Origin of the sequence: Methylotuvimicrobium buryatense 5G (assembly GCF_000341735.1) — a bacterium.
GTDB classification, from domain to species: Bacteria; Pseudomonadota; Gammaproteobacteria; order Methylococcales; family Methylomonadaceae; genus Methylotuvimicrobium; species Methylotuvimicrobium buryatense.
This window is the reverse complement of the sequence record NZ_KB455575.1, coordinates 166851-190950: the sequence shown is the minus strand read 5'-3', so window position 1 is coordinate 190950 and position 24100 is coordinate 166851. Positions and strand designations below refer to the sequence as shown.

General features: G+C 50.6%; 16 protein-coding genes. 1 reads left to right on the top strand and 15 read right to left on the bottom strand.

Going from position 1 to position 24100, the window contains the following annotated elements:
• Positions 1-8 precede the first annotated feature (8 nt).
• The gene (serC, locus tag METBU_RS0100885) at positions 9-1091 is read right to left on the bottom strand and encodes a 3-phosphoserine/phosphohydroxythreonine transaminase (RefSeq protein WP_017838827.1); all 1083 of its coding nucleotides are present in this window, start codon (positions 1089-1091) and stop codon (positions 9-11) included.
• Complete coding sequence (gyrA, locus tag METBU_RS0100880) at positions 1091-3712, bottom strand: DNA gyrase subunit A (RefSeq protein WP_017838826.1); 2622 nt, start codon at positions 3710-3712, stop codon at positions 1091-1093. The genes serC and gyrA overlap by 1 nt, the downstream gene beginning before the upstream one ends.
• A 415-nt stretch (positions 3713-4127) precedes the next feature.
• On the opposite strand from gyrA, the gene METBU_RS0100870 reads away from it, so the two are divergent.
• A complete protein-coding gene (locus METBU_RS0100870; protein WP_017838824.1) occupies positions 4128-4334 on the top strand; it encodes a hypothetical protein in 207 nt (68 codons plus the stop codon).
• Between the two features lie 101 nt (positions 4335-4435).
• On the opposite strand, the gene hemN is transcribed toward METBU_RS0100870, so the two are convergent.
• The 13 genes from hemN to METBU_RS0100800 form a co-directional block, all read right to left on the bottom strand.
• The gene (gene hemN, locus METBU_RS0100865; protein ID WP_017838823.1) at positions 4436-5812 is read right to left on the bottom strand and encodes an oxygen-independent coproporphyrinogen III oxidase; all 1377 of its coding nucleotides are present in this window, start codon (positions 5810-5812) and stop codon (positions 4436-4438) included.
• Complete coding sequence (gene ccmI / locus METBU_RS0100860) at positions 5812-7017, bottom strand: c-type cytochrome biogenesis protein CcmI (RefSeq protein ID WP_017838822.1); 1206 nt, start codon at positions 7015-7017, stop codon at positions 5812-5814. The genes hemN and ccmI overlap by 1 nt, the downstream gene beginning before the upstream one ends.
• A complete protein-coding gene (locus METBU_RS0100855) occupies positions 7014-7514 on the bottom strand; it encodes a cytochrome c-type biogenesis protein (protein WP_017838821.1) in 501 nt (166 codons plus the stop codon). Before METBU_RS0100855 ends, ccmI begins: the two co-directional genes overlap by 4 nt.
• A gap of 78 nt (positions 7515-7592) precedes the next feature.
• Entirely contained in the window at positions 7593-8420 is an 828-nt protein-coding gene (locus METBU_RS0100850) for a hypothetical protein (protein WP_017838820.1), read from the bottom strand.
• Positions 8421-8442: 22 nt separating this feature from the next.
• Complete coding sequence (locus METBU_RS0100845; protein WP_017838819.1) at positions 8443-8970, bottom strand: DsbE family thiol:disulfide interchange protein; 528 nt, start codon at positions 8968-8970, stop codon at positions 8443-8445.
• Complete coding sequence (locus tag METBU_RS0100840) at positions 8963-10921, bottom strand: heme lyase CcmF/NrfE family subunit (protein ID WP_017838818.1); 1959 nt, start codon at positions 10919-10921, stop codon at positions 8963-8965. Before METBU_RS0100840 ends, METBU_RS0100845 begins: the two co-directional genes overlap by 8 nt.
• Complete coding sequence (gene ccmE / locus METBU_RS0100835) at positions 10918-11367, bottom strand: cytochrome c maturation protein CcmE (protein ID WP_017838817.1); 450 nt, start codon at positions 11365-11367, stop codon at positions 10918-10920. Before ccmE ends, METBU_RS0100840 begins: the two co-directional genes overlap by 4 nt.
• Positions 11364-11531: a heme exporter protein CcmD gene (gene ccmD, locus METBU_RS0100830; protein WP_014148963.1), complete on the bottom strand. Its 168-nt coding sequence runs from the start codon at positions 11529-11531 to the stop codon at positions 11364-11366. Before ccmD ends, ccmE begins: the two co-directional genes overlap by 4 nt.
• Positions 11528-12280: a heme ABC transporter permease gene (locus METBU_RS0100825; protein WP_014148964.1), complete on the bottom strand. Its 753-nt coding sequence runs from the start codon at positions 12278-12280 to the stop codon at positions 11528-11530. The genes ccmD and METBU_RS0100825 overlap by 4 nt, the downstream gene beginning before the upstream one ends.
• Before the next feature lie 124 nt (positions 12281-12404).
• A complete protein-coding gene (gene ccmB, locus METBU_RS0100820; RefSeq protein ID WP_017838816.1) occupies positions 12405-13082 on the bottom strand; it encodes a heme exporter protein CcmB in 678 nt (225 codons plus the stop codon).
• Entirely contained in the window at positions 13082-13699 is a 618-nt protein-coding gene (gene ccmA, locus METBU_RS0100815) for a cytochrome c biogenesis heme-transporting ATPase CcmA (protein WP_014148966.1), read from the bottom strand. Before ccmA ends, ccmB begins: the two co-directional genes overlap by 1 nt.
• 679 nt (positions 13700-14378) lie before the next feature.
• The gene (locus tag METBU_RS28600) at positions 14379-14738 is read right to left on the bottom strand and encodes a Thivi_2564 family membrane protein (RefSeq protein WP_017838815.1); all 360 of its coding nucleotides are present in this window, start codon (positions 14736-14738) and stop codon (positions 14379-14381) included.
• Between the two features lie 408 nt (positions 14739-15146).
• The gene (locus METBU_RS0100800; protein WP_017838814.1) at positions 15147-23927 is read right to left on the bottom strand and encodes a GH36-type glycosyl hydrolase domain-containing protein; all 8781 of its coding nucleotides are present in this window, start codon (positions 23925-23927) and stop codon (positions 15147-15149) included.
• Between the last annotated feature and the right edge of the window lie 173 nt (positions 23928-24100).

Below are 24100 nucleotides of genomic sequence, written 5' to 3'. Positions count from 1 at the left end.
TGCAATACTCAGGCTCGGGTTCTTTCGAATTCGGCCATGAATTCAATTAAAGCGTTTACGCCTTCCTCAGGCATTGCATTATAAATACTCGCACGCATACCGCCAACGGAACGATGCCCTTTTAATTCGGCGAACCCATTGGCTTCGGCTTGGGTTAAAAATTCTTTATCGAGCGATGCATCGGATAAGATGAAAGGTACGTTCATTCGCGAACGAAATTCGGTTTGCACCGGATTGGTATATAACGAAGAACTATCGATTGCATCATACAAACTCGCCGCTTTTCTGATGTTGACGGCTTCTATCGCATCGACACCGCCGGCCGATTTGAGCCATTTCAACACCAAACCGACCAGATACCAATTGTAAGATGCCGGCGTATTTAACATCGATTGATTTTTGGCCTGTACCGCGTAATTGAATACATCGGGCAAGCGGGAGTCGGCCTCGCCGATCAAATCATCGCGTACGATTACGACGGTGACCCCGGCCGGCCCCATGTTTTTTTGTGTTCCGGCATAAATCAAGCCGAATTGGCTTACGTCGATCTTGCGCGACAAAATATTCGACGACATGTCGGCAACCAACGGCAATCCCTGCGCATCCGGGATAAACGGAAATTCAACGCCGTGTATCGTTTCGTTCGAAGTGTAGTGCAAATACGCCGCATTCGGATCGATTTGCCATCCGGTCACATCTGGTATCGTGGTGAATTTTTCGGATTCGGAACTGGCCGAAACAATCGCCTCGCAAAACCGCCCGCCATCCTTAATCGCTTTCTCGGACCAGGCTCCGGTGTTGATATAGCAAGCTTTAGTCTTGCCCCGCAATAGATTCAAAGGAATAAATGAAAACTGGCCGGTCGCGCCGCCTTGTAAAAACAAGACCTTATAATTTTCGGGAATCGCCATCAATTCGCGTAAATCGACTTCCAATTGTTCGGCAATCGTCGAAAAATGCTTGCCTCGATGACTCATTTCCATCACCGACATGCCGCTAGCCTGCCATTCGAGCATTTCATCGCGCGCCTGCCGAAGTACCGCTTCGGGTAATGCCGACGGTCCCGCGCTGAAGTTATATATTCTGGCCATTATTCTTGTTCTCCCGAGTCCTGTTCTATCTCTGTTTCATTATTGACTTCCCCACCTAAATCGGACTCCTCTTCCATTCCGGCGTCCTCGTCTTCGGCCAAACCTTCTATTCGATCGACTCCAACTACTTTTTCGTTTTTGTCGAGGCGAATAACCGTAACGCCTTGCGTATTCCGGCCGACGATCGATATTTCATCGACGCGGGTCCTAACCAAGGTACCGCCGTTCGTAATCAGCATGATTTCATCGCGCTCGGACACCAATACCGCCCCGACGACATTACCGTTACGCTCGGACGTTTGTATCGAAATCACGCCCTGCCCGCCTCGGCCTTTACGCACGAATTCTTTCAAATGCGTCCGTTTACCGTAGCCGTTTTCGGTGATCGTCAATACAGTTCCTTCAGCCGATACGATCAGCGAAATGACTTTTTGCCCCGGCTGTAGTCTAATGCCGCGCACACCCGCCGCAGTCCGTCCCATTGAGCGAACATCCTCTTCGTTGAAACAAACCGCCTTGCCGTCGGTCGAGAATAGTAAGATATTTTGCTGACCGTCGGTCACGGCCACACCGACCAAGGCATCTTCTTCTCGCAAATCGATCGCGATTTTACCGTTGGTGCGCTGACGCTCGAATTCGGGAAGCGGCGTTTTCTTAACGGTGCCGTTCGCGGTTGCCATGAAAATGAACTTATCGGCACTGAACTCTCTAACCGGCAGCAAGGCGTTAATATTTTCCCCGGATTCCAGCGGCAGTAAATTGACGAAAGGCTTGCCTCGCGAGGCGCGGCTCGCAACCGGCAATTGATATACCTTGAGCCAATAGACCTTACCTAGCGAAGAGAAACAGAGAATCGTATCGTGCGTATTCGCAACGATCAATTTGTCGATAAAGTCGGTTTCCTTCGTTGCCGTCGCCGATTTGCCCCGACCGCCGCGCCGCTGCGCCTTATAATCGTCGAGCGGCTGCGCCTTGACATAACCTTCGTGCGATACGGTCACGACCATATCTTCCTCGGTAATCAAATCCTCGTCGGTCAAATCAAGATGATCCTGCAAAATCTCGGTGCGCCGCTCGTCGCCGTATTCGGCTTTAATGGCTTCGAGCTCTTCCTTAATAACCTCCATCAACCGGACATCGCTGCCTAGAATCTCCAAATACTCGTCAATCAGTTTAAGCAAGTCCCTATATTCATTGACGATTTTTTCCTGCTCGAGACCGGTCAGACGGTGCAGGCGCAAATCTAAAATCGCGGCTGCCTGCGTTTCGGATAATCGGTAGTAACCGTCTACCAAACCGAATTCAGGCGTTAAATCCTCGGGCCTGGATCGGTCGGCATCGGCACGATCAAGCAAGGTATTCACCAAGCCGGCTTCCCAAGTCCTGGACAAGAGTCCGGATTTCGCTTCCGCCGAGTCTTTAGCCGATTTAATTAATGCGATCATTTCGTCAATATTAGCCAAAGCGATTGCCAAGCCTTCCAGGATATGAGCCCTATCCCGCGCCTTGCGCAAATTATAAACCGTTCTGCGCGTGACGATTTCCCGGCGGTGATCGATAAAGGCCGTGAGAATCTCTTTCAGATTCATGCAATGAGGACGACCGCCTAAAAGCGCAACCATATTGATACCGAATACCGTCTGCATTTGCGTTTGCTTGTACAGATTATTCAGCACCACTTCGGGAACTTCCCCGCGCCGTAGCTCGATGACCATGCGCATACCATCCTTGTCGGATTCGTCGCGCAAACCGGAGATACCCTCAAGCTTGGCTTCCTTGACCATTTCGGCTATTTTCTCCAACAGCCTGGCCTTATTGACCTGATACGGCAACTCGGTCGTAATGATCGCATAACGACCGCTTTCGCCGATTTCCTCGAAATGGCAGCGAGCGCGTAAATAGACTTTGCCTCGCCCCGTGGCATAGGCGCTTCGAATACCGGCAGCTCCGTTGATCGTTGCCGCCGTCGGAAAATCGGGTCCCGGAATAAATTGCATCAACTCGCTAATCGTAATTTCGGGATTTTCGATTTGTGCAAGACAAGCACTGACGACTTCGGTTAGGTTATGCGGCGGAATATTGGTTGCCATGCCGACCGCGATACCCGACGAACCGTTGATTAAAAGCGTCGGCACCCGAGTCGGCAAAACTTTAGGCTCGGATTCCGATTCGTCGTAGTTCGGTATGAAATCGACGGTTTCTTTATCGATATCGGCCAATAATTCATGCGCAATCTTGGCCATGCGAACTTCGGTGTACCGCATAGCCGCCGGCGAGTCACCGTCGACCGACCCGAAATTTCCTTGCCCGTCAATCAACATATAACGCAGAGAAAACGGCTGCGCCATCCTAACGATCGTGTCGTAAACCGCGGTATCGCCATGAGGGTGATATTTACCGATCACGTCACCGACTACACGCGCGGATTTTTTATAAGCTTTATTCCAATCATTGCCAAGTTCGCTCATTGCATAGAGAACGCGGCGATGCACCGGTTTCAGGCCGTCCCGAACATCGGGGAGCGCGCGGCCGACTATGACGCTCATGGCATAGTCGAGATAGGACTGTTTCATCTCGTCTTCGAGATTGACAGGAATAATTTCTTTAGCGAAGTCCGACATTGATCCGTTTTTTACAAAAATAAAGCCCGTTACCTAAATCGGCAAGCGGTTTCCTTCAATGGGATAATTCCGAAAAGACTTAAAAAATCCTTACATCCAATGGAATTACGCGAGATACCAAAACTGGGTGATTATAACAAAATGTCGAACGAGAGTCGAAGAGCTTACGACTTTATCAAAGCTTCTCAAATAGGGCTAGCGCAACAAATGGCGCAAGACTGCAAAACGTTCAGCACAAACGCCATTTTTGACACAAAAGCGTCACAGACCTGCCGTTTCTGTCACTTTTTTTTACAAAAGTCTAATACGCTCTTTAATAACATATGGCTAAATCATTGAAAATACTTATTTTGATTAGATGGGCCTTGATATTGCTTCATTTATTATGAAACAACATTGATCAGAGGTGACGACAATGGAAAATCAAACTATAGAAATCACAAGCCAAGCACAGTCCGCATTCATCGAAATGCTAAGCGCTGAATTTATTGCGCAAACCGGCGTTGGTGTTTATGCCTATCTGACACCGCTTGCGATCAACAGCTTATTTAGTCAATATTTACAACACAGAGAACCGCTAAGGGCATTCACGAAGCACTACGTGAAAACCGTTTTGGTTTAATTGCAGCCAAAAAAAGGCGACGAAGAGAGCTAAAACCGGTTTTCGTGCATTTCTTCGGACATGGATTTTGCGAAAAACGCAAGCTCCATGTCTAAGGAAATTTAAATAACCTTCGAAAACTGTTGCTTTTCAGTAAGATAACGATCAAATACCATACAGATATTGCGAATCAGCAAACGACCGGCAGGCCGTACTAAAATTTGGTCGGTATCGATCGTCAAAAGTCCATCTTCGGCCATTTTCTGCAACTTAATCAATTCCTGCTCGAAGTATGTCTTGAAATCGATTGAGAACTCGCGCTCCAGCGTCCTGAATTCAAGCTCGAAGTGACAGATCAACCCGCTGATGACCGCTCGCCTCAGTTTATCGTCCCGGCTCAATTCAAACCCTTTGAACACAGGCAAACGTCCCTGCTCTATCGTTTGCCGATAAGTGTCAAGATCTTTTACATTTTGAATGTAGGCATCGCCCACTCGACCGATTGAAGTAATCCCCAAACCAATCAAATCGCATTCGGAGTGTGTCGAATAGCCCTGAAAATTTCGGTACAGCTTCCCTTCGCGCTGAGCAACCGCCAATTCGTCATTCGGTTTTGCGAAATGATCCATGCCGATATAAACATAACCGGCTTCGGTCAAGCGCTGAATCACCATTTGCAAAATTGCCAACTTGACCTCGGGAGCCGGTATATCGACATCATCGATCTGGCGCTGAGTTTTGAAACGCTGCGGCAAATGCGCATAATTGAAGACCGAAAACCGCTCGGGCGAGGCTTCAAGAACCTTTTCCAATGTTCGTGAAAACGACTCTACAGTCTGTAGCGGCAACCCGTAAATCAAATCGATACTGGTCGAACGAAAACCTTCGTTGCGCGCCGCCTCCAATACCGCAAAAGTTTCCTGTTCGGTTTGAATGCGATTGACCGCTTTTTGCACATCGGGTTCGAAATCCTGCAAACCCAAGCTAATCCGGTTAAAACCCAATTCCCGCAGCACGGCTATTGTCCGATCGTCGGTTTCTCTAGGATCGACTTCGATAGAGTACTGCCCTTCGTCATCCTCGCGCAGATTGAAATACCGGCGAGTCGACGCCATCAGCCGCCGCATTTGGCTCTCATTCAAGAAAGTCGGCGTTCCGCCACCCCAATGCAATTGATCGACGACACGACCTCGATCGAACAAAGCGCCCTGCATTTCGATTTCGCGACAAAGATCGTTCAAATACGGCTCGGCATGCGCGCGATTTTTGGTCACGATCTTATTGCACGCGCAGTAGTAACAGACCGTATCGCAAAACGGAATGTGAAAATAAAGCGATAACGGCCCTCCAAGCCTATTCGATTGCTCGATATGACGTAAATAATCCGCTTCGCCGAAATTCTCGTGTAATTCCAACGCAGTCGGATAAGATGTATATCGAGGCCCGGCCTGATCGTAACGATGGATGAGATCGAGATCGAACGTTAAGGACTGGTCCATTATTGAACCTTTTGATCGATCGTTATAGTAACGCCCTCTGTTTCAGCCGGTGCAACGCTCTCCACGATACCGATCCAATCGCCTGGACGTGACTCTGCCTGGCCCGACATCGAAATCCGGGCACTAATTTTAACGCGATCAAAGTTAGACAACTTCATCGCCGGCATCATTGCCTGCTCGTCGCTCAACACAACTGTTACCGGTAAATCAGCCACTTGCATCTTAACGATCGCTAGCGGCATAGGTGGGCCCTGTAATGCCTGAGCATAAACAAATACGGTATCGGTGGCGGAAACGACGCCTTGCAATTCGTCGGAGATAGCTACATTGACTTTAAGGCCTTTAGCAATAGCTGCCGGCTGCTGCTCGACAGGCGCCGTACCTAGCCTCTCCATGACTTGCGCAATCAAACCCTGAACCTCACGGTATGGCTCTGAGCCTTTCGGCATTTGCGCGGCTAATTTTTGCCAATGCCGTAAGGCTTCGTCATATTTACCCGCTTCGGCTTTAGCCATGCCCGACAACCACAATGCCGTCGAATCATCCGGTGCCAATTTAAGTGCCTTCGCAACAAATTCCGCCGGTTTCCCGGCCAACCGACCATCATTAGCCATCGCCAACGCATCGGCGTACTGAAGCAGCACATCGGCTCTATCACCCAACAGACGATATGCCTCCGAAAAGGCTTGCGCCGATTCGGCATAGCGATTCATATATTTGTAAGAACGCCCAAGCATCAACCAACCTTCCGCATCGTCGGGTTGGCTTTGCAAACGCTGCGCCAATCCTAAAACCATCGCATTGATTTCATCCATCTGCTGAGCGGTTCTGTCCGCTTCCGGCAACAACGCATCGGCGTTACCTAAAGTGCGGTACAAAGTCACCGAAACCAACGGAATAACAATCAATGCCAGAACGATCAACCACCGACCGGATGATTCCGATTGCCGCGAAACCGACTCAGTTTGCAAATCATCGGCCAGCACCGATTGCAATTCTTGGTATAAGTCTTCGTATTCATCAGCCGTAATCGTTCCGGCCGAGCGCTGTTCTTTTAAATCCAGTAAACGCTGCTTAGCAATATCGACGTTGAAACGCTCCGTTTCAATATCTATTGAACCCGGTCGACGCCATAAGGGCGGCAATACAAACGCAAACGCTATCGCAATCAAAACGCTTGCGGTCAGCCAAAATTCTGTCGTCACCGATCATCTCCTTGTTCCAATAAGCGGCGAATTTCTTCCGATTGCGCGGAATCATGCGCAGACTCGGAACGAGTCGCCAAACGTTTTTTACGCACGACACTCCAAGCAACCAATAAACCGATCACTAAAAACAATAACGGCGCCAACCATAATAAACTGGTCTTAGCCTTCATCGGAGGATTGTACAATACGAAATCGCCATAACGCTGAGTCATAAAATCGACAATTTCCTGCCTTGATTTGCCTTGTTGCAGCATTTTGTAGACTTGGGCACGCAAATCCTTCGCCAAATCGGCGTTCGAATCGGCAATAGTCTGGTTTTGACAAACCAGACAACGTAACTCTGAAATCAGCGAGTTGTAAACGCGTTCCTGCTCTGGAGTATCGAAATTCTTGACCTCGACGGCCGCAGCAATGGCCTGAACGCCCCACAATAAAAAGAAGACTAAAAAAATAATACGCATAATTGCATTGATCGAATGATTAGTAACGTGCATGAATTAACCTGAATAAGCGCCTACCTTGCCCTTCAAGAGAGGTTTAGATCAAGGAAATACAAATTATTGAAGCTTAGGCTATACCCGCAATAGAAAAAAACGCATGACTCGATAAATTCCGTTCATGACGAATAGAAAACCCAGCATGAATAGCAAATTGGAAACGGTCAATAATTTGGGTAAATTGATGAAATATGCAAAAAGGCCCTCCGGCTCGTTGTCATAGCGACGATTATTGTTCTCGGAGTCGGCATATTGCGCGGCCAGCTTTTTGAATTCGACAGCATGGTTATTAGCTTGAGAATTATCCTCGGAAAACTGAGTATCGAATCCAAGATAGCTGACCCCTTGGTAAATTTTATGTGTGACCTTTTCATCCAAAGTATTCCAGGCCTCGTTAACATGAAGCGCCATGTTGACTGTTTCGTCGACCATTTCTCGTAAGGCTTCATCAATAACAAGCTCATCATCGATAATTTCCAGGCTCATAATAAACTCTTTCGATACAAGCAAAGGATTAAATCCAGGTTGATGATCTGAATCGGATTGTTTAAAAATATACGGCGAAACTTCAGTCTCGGCAAACGGGTTGAAATACAAAGGATTTTCAGCTTCGGCGGCTTTAAGAGTAGAGGGTTTAGCGCCAAAATCGCCTTGTTTTTTTGGGGTCGCCAATTCCTGCCGATCGCCCGTTTCACTTGAAGACGATTCGGATTTTTTTTGTACTTGCCTTAAAGCATCGGCTACCAGAGACCTTTCTTTAAGTTCGGCACCATTATCAAGCCGACTTTCGGGTTGGATTGTATCGAGATTGCTCGCATCACCTTGAACATCAAGCGTAATGGTAGCCGCCGTAGCGAACAGACTATAAGCGCTCAACAAAAAAAGCAGAAATAACTTCGTCACATAGCCGTACCATTTCCGGGATTTACTCAGCCTGCAAAGTATTCAACAAAGGTAAAAATGTCGTTTCAATATCTTTGTCGGTCACAGGTCCTGTATGCTTGTAACGAACTACGCCCTGCTTATCGATTACAAACGTTTCCGGAACACCATAGACTCCCCAATCGATTCCGGTCAATCCTTCCATGTCCAAGACACTGACATCATAGGGATTACCCAATCTAGCCAGCCAGTTTTTCGCATCTTCTGGTTCATCCTTGTAGTTAAGGCCAATAATAACAGCCAATTTTTGCTCCGCCAACCGATTAAGCACCGGATGTTCGGCTCGGCACGACACACACCAGGAAGCCCAAACATTCAGCAACCAAACTTGCCCCTTCAAATCCGCCGTACTCAAGGTACGAGACGGATCATCCAAAGTTTGCAGTGTAAAAGGCGGAGCCGGCTTATCGATGAAGGGCGACGGAATTTCACGCGGATTGAGATTCAAACCGATCGCCAAAAAAATCGCCAGTACTGCAAAAATTAAAAGTGGCGTCAAAAATTTAAGCATTTTTGCTGACTCGCTGTTTTTTATTGCCTATTCGATAACGTCTGTCGCAGACAGCCCAGAGGCCACCCAATGCCATGAAAACACCGCCGATCCATATCCACCGTATAAAGGCTTTATAATAAACGCGCATGCTCCATGCGCCCGAATCGCCCAACGGTTCGCCGATCGCGACAAAAAGATCGCGAAACAGACCGGCATCGATCGCGGCCTCGGTCATCGGCATTTGTTGCACGCGATAAATTCTTTTTTGCGGTTCGAGTTTAGCCACCGTCTTATCATCGTAACTGACCGTCAAGTGGCCTTGTTGCGCCCGATAATTCGGCCCATCGACTACATCGATACCATGAAATTCGAATATATAACCGGACATTTCTAGCTTGTCGCCGGGGGCCATTCTAACGTCTTTTTCGATGCTATAAACCGAGGTCAAGGTAATTCCGACGATGAAGACCGCAATACCCAAATGCGCCAAGGTCATGCCGTAAAAGGCTCTCGGCACTTTCAGCAAGGCTGTAAAATCAGGCATTTTATGCCCTAGACGCTCTGAAAAGGCCAGTCCGGTCAGTGCCGTCGTCCACAGCGCCAACGTCAAGCCAATCGCGGCAGCCCAGGAATAAAACGGCATCAACAACGGTAATGCCGCGCCGAGCAACAGGCAGCCCAGCATCAGCCAACGGATTCGTAGCGCGAGCGCGTTGAACTGGTCTTTTTTCCAACGTAGCAAAACGCCGATACCCGAGACCACGGCAAGCGGCGCCATCAAAGGAACAAAAATCGCATTGAAATAAGGCGGCCCGACCGAAATCTTGCCCATGCCCAAGGCATCGATAAACAAAGGATACAAGGTGCCGACCAAAATACTGGCCGCCGTCACGACCAACAGCACGTTATTCAACAGTAATGCGGATTCTTTCGAAATCATTTCGAAACTGGCGCTGCTTTTAACCGCCGGCGCTCTAATCGCATAGAGCAATAAAGATCCGCCGACGACAATAGCCAAAAAAATCAAAATGAACAAACCACGGGCCGGATCGCTGGCAAAGGCATGCACCGAGGTCAATACGCCGGAACGGACCAAAAAAGTCCCCAGCAGACTCAACGAAAACGCGAAAATCGCCAACAGCACGGTCCAGGTCTTGAACACACCGCGTTTTTCACTGGCTGCCAATGAATGAATCAACGCCGTGCCGACCAGCCAAGGCATAAACGAAGCGTTCTCGACCGGGTCCCAAAACCACCAACCGCCCCAGCCTAATTCGTAATAAGCCCACCAACTGCCCAGCGTGATGCCCAAAGTCAGAAACATCCAGGCGATATTGGTCCAAGGTCTGGACCAACGTGCCCAGGCGCTGTCCAAACGACCTTCGAGCAAGGCCGCGATCGAGAACGCAAACGCGACCGAAAAGCCGACATACCCCATGTATAGCATCGGCGGATGAATCGCGAGCCCAGGGTCTTGCAACAGAGGATTCAAATCGCGGCCTTCAGGCGGCGCCGGAATCATGCGCTCGAACGGATTCGAGGTCAGCAACAAGAACAGTAAAAAACCGATGCTGACCAAGCCCATCACACCGAGAACCCGTGCAATCGTCGCGTCCGGAATACTGCGGCTAAACTGCGCAACCAAACCGGTCCAGATCGTCAAACTCAAGGCCCAAAGTAACAATGAGCCTTCATGCGCGCCCCATACGCCGGAGACTAAATATAGTACCGGCAAATGAGTATTCGAATTGTTCGCGACATAGGCGACCGAAAAATCATGCGTCAAAAACGCATACGTCAGACACAAATAAGACAAGCCGACAAAGAACAATTGCCCGAACGCGGCGGGACGCGCCACGGCAATCCATCCAGGAATCGCACGAAAACTACCGACGATAGGGACAATGCCCAACATCACCGCCATGCACAAAGCCAGTATTAAAGAAAAATGCCCCAGCTCAGGAATCATATACCACCTTCTGCCGGAGGCTCCGGTTGTTTTTTCAGGCTATCTGCGACTTCGGGCGGCATATAATTTTCGTCATGTTTGGCCAAGACTTCCTCGGCAACGAACACACCGCTTTCGGACAAACGACCTTTTGCGACGATGCCTTGCCCCTCCCTGAACAAATCCGGCAAAATGCCGGTATATTCCACGGTCACTTCTTTATTGAAATCGGTTAACTTAAAGCGCACAAGCAAACTCTCCGCCGGGCGATCGACACTGCCGTCGACTACCATACCGCCAATTCGAAACAAAGCGTTTTCCGGCGCCTTGCCTTCGACCACTTCGGTCGTCGAGAAAAAATACATCAAATTTTCATTGAACGATTTCAGCGCAAAAGCGACGGCAAGCCCCATACCGGCCAGCATCAATCCAATTAAAATAAGTCGTTGTCTACGAATCGGTTTCATGATTTTTTCATCCGTTTCATTTTATGAGCCAACTCTTTTAAAAAAAGTTTGCGTTGAATAACGGGCAAAACCGCAATCGCAAGCAACACGAGTAAAGTCACCCCATAAGAAGTCCAAACATAAAAGGCGTAACCGCCCATTGCAAAAAATTCTTGCCAATTCATTCTATTAAGCCTTTAACCCATTGACTGTTTCGTTCGCGCTGAATCAATTCGGTCCGCGCGCGCTGCAACATCGCAACTAGATAATAAAATTTGAAGGCGACCGCCATCGTCAACAAGGGAATCAACATGCTGACATGAATCGAAGGTTTATCGATCTTGGACACGGTCGGACCCTGATGCAAGGTATTCCACCACTCGACCGAATAATGAATGATCGGAATATTGACTACACCGACAATCGCCAGAATTGCCACCGCTCTCGAAGCTGTTCGTTTGTCGTCGATCGCTCCGTACAATGCGATGACGCCCAGATACAGAAACAGCAGAATCAATTCCGAAGTTAAACGTGCATCCCAAACCCACCAGGTCCCCCACATCGGCTTACCCCATAGAGAGCCCGTTAATAGGGCGATAAAAGTAAAACCGGCGCCGACAGAGGCGCTGCTGATCATGACGATTTCGGCCAACTTGATACGCCAAACCAGTCCGATGGCGCCGGCAACCGCCATCACGACATAGATGAACAATGACATCCAGGCGCTCGGCACATGAATATAAATGATCCGGTAGCTATCGCCCTGCTGATAATCGGCGGGCGCCAAAAACAAGCCGCCATATAGACCTACGGCGGTCAAAATAATAAAAATCGCCGTCAACCAAGGCAATAATCGGCCGGTAAACGCATAAAAATGCGGTGGTGAGGCCATGCGATGGAAAAAACGGCCTACGGAATCAGGAATCAAAAACATGCGATAAGCTTATAAAGTGATCTACGATAATGAGCAAAATTGATTCAATATCGAATAGTAAATTTAGAAGACCGGGCATTCGAATATGCCCGCATGGATGAATAGGACGCTATTTTACGAAAAATTATCCATTCATACTCATTTTTAATGCGGCGGCGGCCGGTAACGGCGCCAGCACCAAGGCCGCGAATAAAATCGCCGCCAGAATATTGAGTTGCGCGCCGACCGGCAAACCGCTACCCGCCATTTCGACGGCATTGCCGGCAAAGATCAGCACCGGAATGTACAACGGCAAAACCAACAACGCCAAGATCATCCCGCCTCGTCGTAAACCCACCGTCAGCGCGACACCGATCGAACCGATCAAACTCAATACCGGCGTACCAAGCAGCAAGGTCCAAAGCAGCACAGGCACGGACTGTTCGGGCATGCCCAAAAATATTGCCAATAAGGGTGAGATCAACAATAAAGGCAAGCCCGTCACCAACCAATGCGCGACGATCTTAGCCAAAATCAGCACCGAAAGCGGATGCGGGCTCAAGATAAACTGTTCCAGCGAGCCATCGTCGAAATCCGACCGAAACAATGAATCCAGCGATAGCATCGCGGCCAATAGCGCGGCAATCCAAATGATTCCCGGGGCCATCGCTTGCAATAACTTGGTTTGCGCACCTAGCCCCAACGGAAACAAGGTAATGACCAAGACAAAAAATAACAGCGGATTGGCGACTTCGGCACGCCGCCGATAAGCCAGGACCAAATCGCGTCGAATGATGGCGGTAAATGCGTTCGACAATGTCATTAAGCTAACCTGATTGTTTGCACGTCGATGCCGTGCAGCGTGATATCGTGATGCGAGGTCAAAACGACCATGCCTTCTCTGGCAATATGGTCGACCATCAGCGCCTCGAAAATGGCTATACCCTCTTTATCCAAAGAGGTGAAAGGCTCGTCGAGAATCCATAATTTATTGTCGGTAATCAATAAACGAGCTAGCGACAAACGGCGTTTTTGCCCGGCCGACAAAGATTGCACCAGCACATCGTCGTAACCGGATAAATAGACCTTCTCCAGTGTTTCCTCGATCGAATAATAGCCGGGCTTACCCAGAGCCGTGGCAATCTTGAGATTTTCCAGAACGGTCAATTCCTTTTTGACACCGTCCAAATGGCCGACATAGGCCATCTGTTCAAAGAAAGTACCGTTATTAATTTCAACACCGCACCACAAAACCTCTCCGGCATCCGGCTCCCGAAAACCGCATAAAATCTTCAATAAAGAGCTTTTGCCCGAACCGTTTTGCCCTTCCAGCAATAACGCTTGCCCGGAAGAAACATTAAACGACAAATTATCGAACAACACTCTATCGTCGCGAATGCAGCATAAGTTTTTAACTTCCAGAGATAACAAACGTTCCATCCTAAATTTAAAAAGTAATGATATCGAAAAACCTTCTCATCGCTCCGCATTTTGCGACAATCAAAAAAACTTGAGCCGGATAAAACCAAGCCCGTTATACCCAAAACCCACCAACTCGAGTAAGCCTCAAACAATAAAAAAGAGCTTAGACTTTCATCTAAACCCTTGATCATAAAACCCTAAAACAAGGATTTCGGGCATGTAGATTTAGCATTACGCCACGGATGGCATGTATTAGGGCGATGAACAGCATCGACTTTATAACCGAGCTAGATTAGGCAAAACCCCAGCATAAATCAAGCGCTTCGTTTTCTTTGTTACGGAAATGATAAAGGGCGAATAAAATCGCCCTTTATCATGTTTATACCTATCGCACTTCAAATTTCGGCATTAGCGTATGGAGGTATCGGGGTGTTCGGTCAAATTTTTGCTCCCCGGCAACTGCTCTTGCGTTGCCCCTAATACTCGCCATCCATGGCGCTCGCGAAGGCTTTGGCTTTGAGGAATAGAGCCTACATGGACGTATTTACGGCGTCCTGTCGGGCGAGTGACCCATACGCATCAAGCTAAACGCTACTCCCCACCGCAGCTAAATCGCTATTGGCCGTACCTGCGCTCAAACAAAGCGATGGGTTTCCGCTTCGCTACTACCCATCCTACGGCTAAACACAGCTACGGATTACCCCATGCGCATACGCGGGAGCCCGCTCAAAACGCCGAACACACTCAGCAGCCACAAAATCACGGCGATGATCACCACAATGTTCAATATCTGCTTGATACGCCCGTCCATCGGAATATAACTATTAACCAACCACAACAACAAACCGACTACGATCAAGGCCACTACTACCGAAACCAATGCCCTCGGAAACATGCCCATAATGCCGAATATGCTCAGTAACCAAAGCACCACCGCGATGAGCACCACGATGTTCAGTATTTCCTTGATACGACGCTCCATCGGCAAATAACTGTTGACTAACCATAAAAGCACGCCGACAACGATAAGAACGACCACTAATGAAATAATATCCATTGTTTTTCTCCCATAAAGTTAAAAAAATATATCTCTTTCATACTTCAACATTTTGAACGAGTACAAAAACAAACAAATATTTCAGCAATTCCCAATTTGGAGATCAAAAAAGGTGTGGGGTATGCTTGGCGAGGATGTCGGCAGCAGGGCAGGTTTTTGCTCCTGCAAAATCTGCATTCATGCCATCCATGGCAATCAGATTCCGCCGTCAAGCCTACAAGGATGTATTCACGGCGTCCTTTGGCGGACACCCCGGCGCCGAATTTTGATCTACGATGGGTATATTTATCGCAAAACACCTAACTCATTCCAACCCATTACACCTTTCGCACTTCAAATTTCGGCAGTGCCTGAGGAGGCGCCTGGGTGTCCGATAAAGGCTTTGCCAGCATGGAGCTGGCATAGAGCCTACATGGACGTATTCACGGCGTCCTTTGGCGGACACCCAGGCGCCGTATTTTGATCTACGACGGGTATACAACCCAACACGACCCGCACCCGATGAACCTGTCCGTCATCCGTCAAGATAATGGAATTTCCGCTTGACTGGCGCTCGCCGTCCAACTCTATCGCGGCAATCCCGCGTGTTACGCCGTCCGGATTTTCCACGGCAATTTCGTAGCGGGAATTTCCGTGCCGATAAACGATGCTGTAACCAGACCAGTTTCTGGGAATGCATGGATCGAAACACAATGTATCGTTCCGGACTTGCAGGCCCAATACCCATTCCATGCCGGCGCGATAAAACCACCCCGCAGCCCCCGTGTACCAGGTCCAACCGCCTCGTCGCACATGGGGCGACTCTGAATAGATATCCGCCGACAAAACATACGGCTCGACTTTATAGGCATAAACGCCGGTTCGAGTCGTCGTGCGCTTGATCGGATTCAGCATGCTCAGCAGTTCCCCCGCTTGGTCGCCATCGCCAAGCATCGCATAGGCGATAACGGTCCAAATCGCCGCATGGGTATACTGCCCACCGTTCTCCCGTATTCCCGGCGGATAGCTTTTGATATAACCCGGGTCCCGCTCGGTCTTGTCGAAGGGCGGGGTAAACAGCAACACCAAATCGTCGCCGTAACGGACCAAGTATTCCCGTACCGAACACATTGCCCGCCGGGCTCGCTCGGTCTCCGCGAAACCTGAAATCACGCCCCAGCTCTGTGCGATCGAATCGATACGGCATTCGGCATTGGCCGCAGACCCGAGCGGCGTTCCGTCGTCGAAAAAAGCGCGTCGATACCATGCTCCGTCCCAGCCTTCCGCTTCCACCGCAAGCTTGAGTTTATCGATATGGTCGCGCCAGCGGACGGCGCGCTCGTGATCTCCCCGCCTTTCCGCCAACGCCGCGAATTCGGGGAGCGTTGCCAGTAGGAACCACGCCATCCATACGCTCTCCCCTTTACCCTGGTTGCCGACCCGATTCATACCGTCGTTCCAGTCGCCGCTTCCCATCAATGGCAATCCGTGTGAGCCCGTCTCCAGGCTCAGGTCGAGTGCAAGCGCACAATGCTCGAAAAGACTGGCTTGTTGCGATGACCCAGTGGGTTCGTAATAAAGATCGTCTTGTTCCGGCCCCAGCACAGGCCCCTCCAGAAACGGCACCTGCACATCGAGTACATCGGCATCGCCGCTTACCTTGATATAATGAGACACCGCATAAGGCAGCCAAACACGGTCGTCGGAAAAGCGTGTCCGAACGCCACGCCCTGAGGGTGGATGCCACCAATGCTGTACATCGCCTTCAATAAACTGACGACCCGCGGCACGTAGCAAATGAGCGCGGGTTAAATCGGGTCTGCTGACAACAAAGGCCATACTGTCTTGCAATTGATCGCGAAAGCCGAATGCCCCGCCCACCTGATAAAATCCGGCCCGAGCCCACATGCGGCAACTCAAGGATTGATACAACAGCCAACCGTTCAACAGCAGATCGAGCTCGCGGTCCGGCGTTTTGACTTGAACCTTATCGAGTACTTGCTCCCACGATTGTTTGACGCGAGTAAATGTAGTTTCCACCTTGGTTTCCCGATAGCGTCGGACCAAATCGCCGGCATGGGCACGATCATTTCCTTGTCCCAACAAGAATACAAGCTCGGCACTCCCGTTGGGTTCAAGTTCGATCATCGTCTGCAGCGCCGCGCAAGGATCCATTCCCGCGCCGACTCGGTTTTTCAGCGTATGGGTTGCCAACAAGCCGGCCGGAGCGTCAAGACTACCGTTGCGGCCAATGAATTCAGCACGATTACCAGTCCAACACGACTGTATCCCGGAAAAATCGGCGAAGGCTATCCGTTGGCCGAACTCGGCGTCCCAGTGATTGAATGCGAACACTGCGCCCGTTTCAGTATCCAGTTCGGTAATGACATGAGGCGCAGTCATGGAACGTGAAGCGCCAAGCACCCATTCCACATAGGCCGCGACTGTCAACCGGCGGGTTCGCCCGGATTTATTTGTTAACCTCAATGAAGAAATTTTGATCGGATCGTCCGGACTAACGAATTGCAACAATTCGCTATGAATCCCGTGCGAGGCATGCTCGAAGCAGCTATATCCCTGACCGTGGCGTATGACATAACTTGCATTGTCGACCCTGATAGGCAATGCGGTCGGGCTCCATAATTCATTCGTCTCATCGTCACGAAGGTAAAAGATTTCTCCGGGAGGATCGCTAACCGGGTCGTTCGACCAAGGCGTCAATAGGTTTTCCCGGCTGTTACCGCACCACGTACAACCGCTGCCCAATTCCGAGACGATAAAGCCGAATTCGGCGTTGGCGATCACATTTACCCAGGGAGACGGTGTCCACTGTCCCTTGTCGAGTACGATCACATATTCGCGTCCATCTTCGGCAAAACCGCCCAAGCCATTGAAAAATTCAAGCTTGGGTATCGTTAGCGTCGGTGCATCGGTTTCGGGAGCCGGCAATGCTCTCGGTTCGACAAAAGCGGCGTCCGGCCGAATGCTTCTCAACAATTGTTCCGCCAAGGTCCCTCGGTTGCTAACCAGAACCGCGCGGGCGACCACCTGTAATTGGCGTTGTTCTTCTGCCGAAAGCTGATCGCCCCGTAGCACGAATATCGCCCCACGGTTTCCATATTCACGCTCAGCTGAACGCGCCAGGTTATCCCGCACCATACCTTCCAGTAGGGTCTGCAAATCATCGATATAAGATGCCTTCTTTTCGTTCAGAATCACGATGTCCACGGTAAGACCTTTCATGCGCCAGTACTCGTGGGCTCGCAACAATTGTTCGACGAGGGTGCGATCCTCAAGCGCTGTTATCCGGAGCAATAGGATAGGCCTATCTCCCGAGACGCCATGCCGCCATAATCCTGCGACGTTCATGTTATTCATTCGCATCAACCTTCCTGACGACCGCAGCGATGAATCGGCATAGATCAGACGGTTAGCCAGAAACTGAAATAACTGAGCCTCATCGGGCATGGTACGCAAATGATGCAATTGCACATGAGCGTGAGTCCACGCCAGTGCGGATACACGATCCCACACAGCCATGTTGTGATACTTGTCCGCCAAATCCTCCACTGCTTGGCGTGATTCAGCCATTAAGGTAGTCAAAATGATATGTTCGGTCGCGCCCGACTCTATACGAATTCGTTTGCGCAGACTGAATATCGGATCGAGAACGGCTCCAACCGTATTGGTCAGCGGCCGGTCATCCATCACCGCAACCGGATCCCGAAGCGTTTGCCCGCGTCCGACAAAACGCGCCCGATCGGTTTCATATTGAAGTCCATCGCCGGGCCGCCCATCGGCCAGCACATGGGCAGCCCAAATGTCAGGATCGCCATCGGACCGTCGGCGCCGATGCGCGACCAGTCCTTGCACCTTAGGAAAGTATTCGGTCCGGACAAACAGATTGGAAAATACCGGATGCGCAATATCCGAAGGCATCGGAGCAAGCACTACCTCCGCATAAGAAGTAATATCGATTTCACGTGCCTGCGGACCGTCATTGGTCAAAGTCAAGCGTCGGATTTCGGCATCGTCCTCCGGTGAAACAATGATCTCCAGAGTAGTGACAATGCTGCCGTCCGTTCGCGTGATGCGGGCACGGTCTTCAGCGAAGACGACATCGTAATGGTCGGGAACCGCCGACGTCGGTTGATAGCCGGCCGACCAAACCTGACCGCTTGCAACATCGCGCAGATAGAGATAGCTTCCCCAAGCATCCTTTGTTACGTCTTCGCGCCAACGCGTCACAGCCAGGTTCCGCCAAACGCTGTAGCCTGATCCGGCCGCTGTGATCATGACCGCGTAACGGCCGTTGGACAAGAGGTGCGCTGAAGGTACGGAAGACGTAGGCGATGGAACAAGGCGAACCGGTGGCTGCGCGGGTTCTTTTTCTTCGGCAAGAGCCTGCAACAATGGCGTGATCTTGGTATCCGCACCGTGCGGGATCCGTTCTTGCAACAATAAGTCGGCGGATTGGATCAGCGGCGCACGATGAAAACGATGGCGCATTTCCCCGTCATGTAGAACATTGGCAATAGCCACCAAGAACATACCTTGATGGTGCGCCATGTAGCAGCGTACCATCGCAACATTTTGACCTTCCGCCAACCGGACCGGTGTGAAATCTAGCGCTTCGTAAAAACCGAACAGGCCCATTGCGCCTTTTTTTTCCAAGCGCGCAAAGTTTTCCACGGCGGCATGCGGTAAATACATCGCCGCCAAAGCCGTGGCGTAGGGAGCAATCACCAATTCTTCGCTGAGACCCCGCTTCATTCCCAGGCCAGGCACGCCAAAAGCCGAATACTGATAGGTAAAATGAAGATCGCGACCATTAAAAGCCGACTCCGAAACGCCCCAAGGCACATTCCGTTCATTGCCGTATTCGATCTGCCGCTTAACAACCAGGCGGCAGGTCTGATCGAGCAGACTGTATCGTGGAGTGAAAGTCACCAGGGAAGGCATCAAGTATTCAAACATCGAACCCGACCATGATAGCAACACAGTGCCATGTGCGGCGCGTGTCACCCTACGACCCAGGTGGAACCAGTGAGATCGCGGCACATCGCGCTTGGCGATCGCAATGAAACTTGCGAGACGTGCTTCGGACGCCAGCAAATCATAATAACTGGAATCAAAAGCACCTTCCGAAACGCGGTAACCGAGCGCGAAAAGATGACAGCCTTTGTCGTAAAGAAAACTAAAATCCATTTCGCGGAACAGTGTTTCAAACCGTGCGGCCATGTTTTCCAGTCGCTCGGTGACTGATTCGACGTGGGCTCCGGCGCTCCGTAATTGCATCGCCAAAGCATTACGATCCACAGTTGCAACAGACTGTTCGGACAATGCTTCGAGGTCAGCTAGGCACTGACGATAACAGCCGGAATAGTCACTCAGCGGAGACTCAAAGGTTAGATGAGTTTGAAACAGACGAGTCATCGCGGGTTCCATACCGGTCTCGTTACGGACCGTAAAATGAATCCAAGGAACCAAACACTCCACATCGTTCGCATGCGAACGAATGTCATTCCGCATCAACGTAGCCCATACGAGTACTTCGCTGTCATCCTCATCGCCACACTCGGCGACATAGGCATGAGCCAGATCCTGCAGTGTGTCGGCGCCGTCGGTCAGCTGTCGCCACTGACGGCTCCATTCGTCCGGATCAACAGGACTCTTGGCCAAAAGCTCCCCGAGCATGACGACATTTTGCCGCAGTTCTTTCAACGGAACGATGAGTGTTCGCCGGTCATCGCTAATTTTAGCGAGCGCGTCCATCAACAACCGATGAGTATCCTTAAGGCCTTCCAATGCAGAGTAAAACGCGAGCGGTCGATTCAGCGTTTCCCGGCAGAACTGCGCCAATACCAGCAAATGACCCGCTAAGTTACCGCTGTCAACGGTTGACACATAACGTGGTTCCAGCATTTGCAAGTCGCGGGTATCGTACCAATTGTAAAAATGACCGTGTAAACGCGGCAGTACATCGAGCGTTTTCAGCGTGGCTTCGAGTCGCTCTACGGTGTCGATCAACCCGATCCAACCGAAATCACGGGCGGATACGACGGACAACAAATAGAGTCCGAAATTAGTAGGCGAACTACGATGAGCGATGACGGGTTGCGGGTCTTCCTGAAAATTATCCGGCGGCAGATAATGCTCCCCCTCGGTCACGAAGGTCGTGAAAAAGCGCCAGATACGCCTGCCGATCAAGCGCAAGCGCACAATATCCTCGGCCGGTAAGGACTCGGCCAGATCAAGCTTCGGCGGAAGACTCAACCATCGAGCGATGATCGGTGACAATATCCATAATATTAAAAACGGCGAAGCAACATAAATTCCAATCGGATTTAATAGCAAAACTATTGTGCCCGCGCCAATAACGACTATGGAGGATCGCCCCATGGGTCGAATAAGATTCTTCAGCGCATGATCCGACTGCGCCTTTGCCTGCAGGGCGGTAACCCATTTCAACAATTGCCGCCGAGTAACGAACAAGCGTACCAAAGTGGTGACAATAGCATCCGTCATCAGCCAAGCGCGTTCTGCGAGTAAGGTCAACGCCACGAAGCTGTTGCCAATTGCCCATAACGTATTTTCTCCCACCGCACGCAGATGGGTGCTCAACGCGATGCCACGACGAGGTAATGTAAACCCGCCGATGATCGCCAAGATCGCAGGAAAGGCTAATGCCGTTAGTACGAAACCGGTCAGCACTAATACCGGTGCATTCGGGATGGCCCAGATTGCGACCAGGGAGGATAAAGCTGCCGGAGCCAATAGGGAGCGACGCAAATTATCCAGCATTTTCCAACGCCCGATCATCGGCATATCCTTGCCGCGACGTCCGAAAATCCAAGGTAACAGTTGCCAATCGCCCCGAACCCAACGGTGTTCACGTGAAGCCGCAACTTCGGTGTGGGAAGGAAATTCTTCGAAAAGCTCGATATCGCTCACCAACGCGCAACGCACATAAACACTCTCGAACAAATCATGGCTGAGCTGAGTGTTGTCCGGTACACGTCCGGCCAACGCGGCCTCGAACGAGTCCACATGATACAAGCCTTTACCGCTGTAAGTACCGAGCCTGAACAAATCCTGATAAAGCTCGGATACCGAACTGGAATAGGCGTCAATTCCGGAAGCCCCGGCAAAAATCTGGTGAAACATCGAGTGCTCCCGCCGATGCGGCAAGGTCGGTGTCACGCGAGGTTGCAGAATTCCATAGCCGTCTACGACACATTGGGTGTCGGGATCGAATACCGGCTGATTGAGCGGGTGAGCGGCGACACCCACCAGTTGCGTTACGGCACCCATCGGCATCTTGGTATCGGCATCAAGAGTAATGACATAGCAAATGCCGGGCGGCGCCACGGCTGGCTTACCATCGACTGGAAGAAATGACGTATCGGCAGCGCCGCGTAACAGCCGATTAAATTCGTGTAGTTTACCTCGTTTGCGCTCCCATCCCATCCACTTGCCTTCGCTTGGATTCCACAAGCGTTTTCGGTGAAAAACATAGAAGCGTTGGTCTCCATACTTGGCATTGAGTGCGGCTACACCGGCAGTGGCTATATCCAGCAACGGTGCATCGTCCGGCATGACTTCCCGATCGGCATCCGACCAATCGGACAACAGCGCGAAGCGCACCGCACCATCCGAGTTGGACAGATAGCGTACTTCAAGCTGGTTGATCTGCTCCTTGACCCCGGCCTCGTTGACGAACATCGTCGGCACGACGACGAATGTGCTCAATGCCTGAGGCACGCCGTCTTTTAGATCGATCCTTGGCAGGTGTTGCGGCGGAAGATTCGCACTGATGAAATGGTTTACCAGGCCGACAGCTATATCCGATGCCGGGAACAATCCGAACAGCGCGAGCAGGAATAGCGGTAATCCGCTGATACCAGCGGCGAAGCTCAAGCTCAACGGCAGCGCGAGCAACAAAAGTGTCAACAGAACCAAACTACCCATATATGCGAGCCCGGCATGGGCGATATAGGCACGCAAGAACTTTTTTTTGAACGAAGGTCGAAACTTAACCTCCTTTTCGAATGCGTAACGGCCAGTACCGATCAAGTGATAACCCGGTTCTTGTTGTCGTTTGTCGGCAATGGAATGCTCGCTTCCGCATCGAACTTTATCTATCACCTTGCGAGCGATCTCCAACTCTGAATACGGCGAGCGCTTGGCGAGGTCCTCGATCGCGTGCCGGTAACGATCGCGCGTCAAAAAATCGAAAGAACAATAGCTTTCATGAACACGCAGGCACTCGTCCACGAGACTCACATCCTCGACGAATTGAGGCCACTCAAATGCAGAGATGGCGCGCATGCTGATAATGATATTCCGCACCGTCCAGTTATCGGCGATCTGATCGGCGTGCTCCCGGCTCACGATTTCATCGAGTGCTACACCTTGCCGGTCTAGCCATTCATTAAGAAAATCAAGGGAAACCACTGCGCCTAGATGCGGGTCGTGCGAGCGTTGCAAGATTTGGACGGCGTATGCTTGAATCAAGGGCTCGGCGGGTAATACCGGCACCGGTAATGGGGCGTCCGGCTTATCGCTTTGGGCAATAATTTGTTCGCATTTATCGACGAACTCGTCGGCCATCTTGCGACCGGTTTGGGAATGCAAGATACGGATCGCGAGTCGCCGAAGATTTTCGACCAGCAAGACCCGCAATGTAATCGGAATCGCCCAGAGTTCGCCGAGCGTGAGAGGATCGACACTTTGATAGGCGCGCACAAAGACTTTTAGCAACTCCGGGTCGAAGCGGCTATCCAAATGCGCAACCAATGCCCAGGCAATACCGTAAACACGAGGAAAGCCTTCGAGCACGCCTTCGTCTAACTTAGGCAGTTCCCGGTAATAGCTTTCAGGCAAGTCAACGAGAATGTCACCGACCTGCTCTTCAATGACATGAAAATTATCCAGAAGCCATTCGGCAGCCGGCGTAATGGCGTGCTTGTCACGAACTCCCTTGGCGACTGCTTTATAAGCATTAAGCAGCACAAGAGAATTATCGCGCACCCGAGGAATCAGTTTTTGACCCTTCTTGTGGCGACTGACTTTCTTTTGCGCTTGCGCCAAAGTGATCGCATGCTGTTCGAGCCGTTCGCGACTGAATAACTCGAACCGAATAGGCGATTCATCGCTAACCGGATGATCGACTCTAACATATCGTCTTTGTTCTCGCCGTTTGGCCATGATTTGACTCTCCTGTCTTTATTAATCGGCATAGCTGGTTTGCATTAGCCCGAAAGGCAATGCACAAGAACGCGCATCAGGAGTCCGGTCTCCGGATATAAAGCTAAACGTCTATGGCACTGGGATACCGGCTCTTGTGTCCTATGGGTATCCCGGGGGAAAATGACGATTAC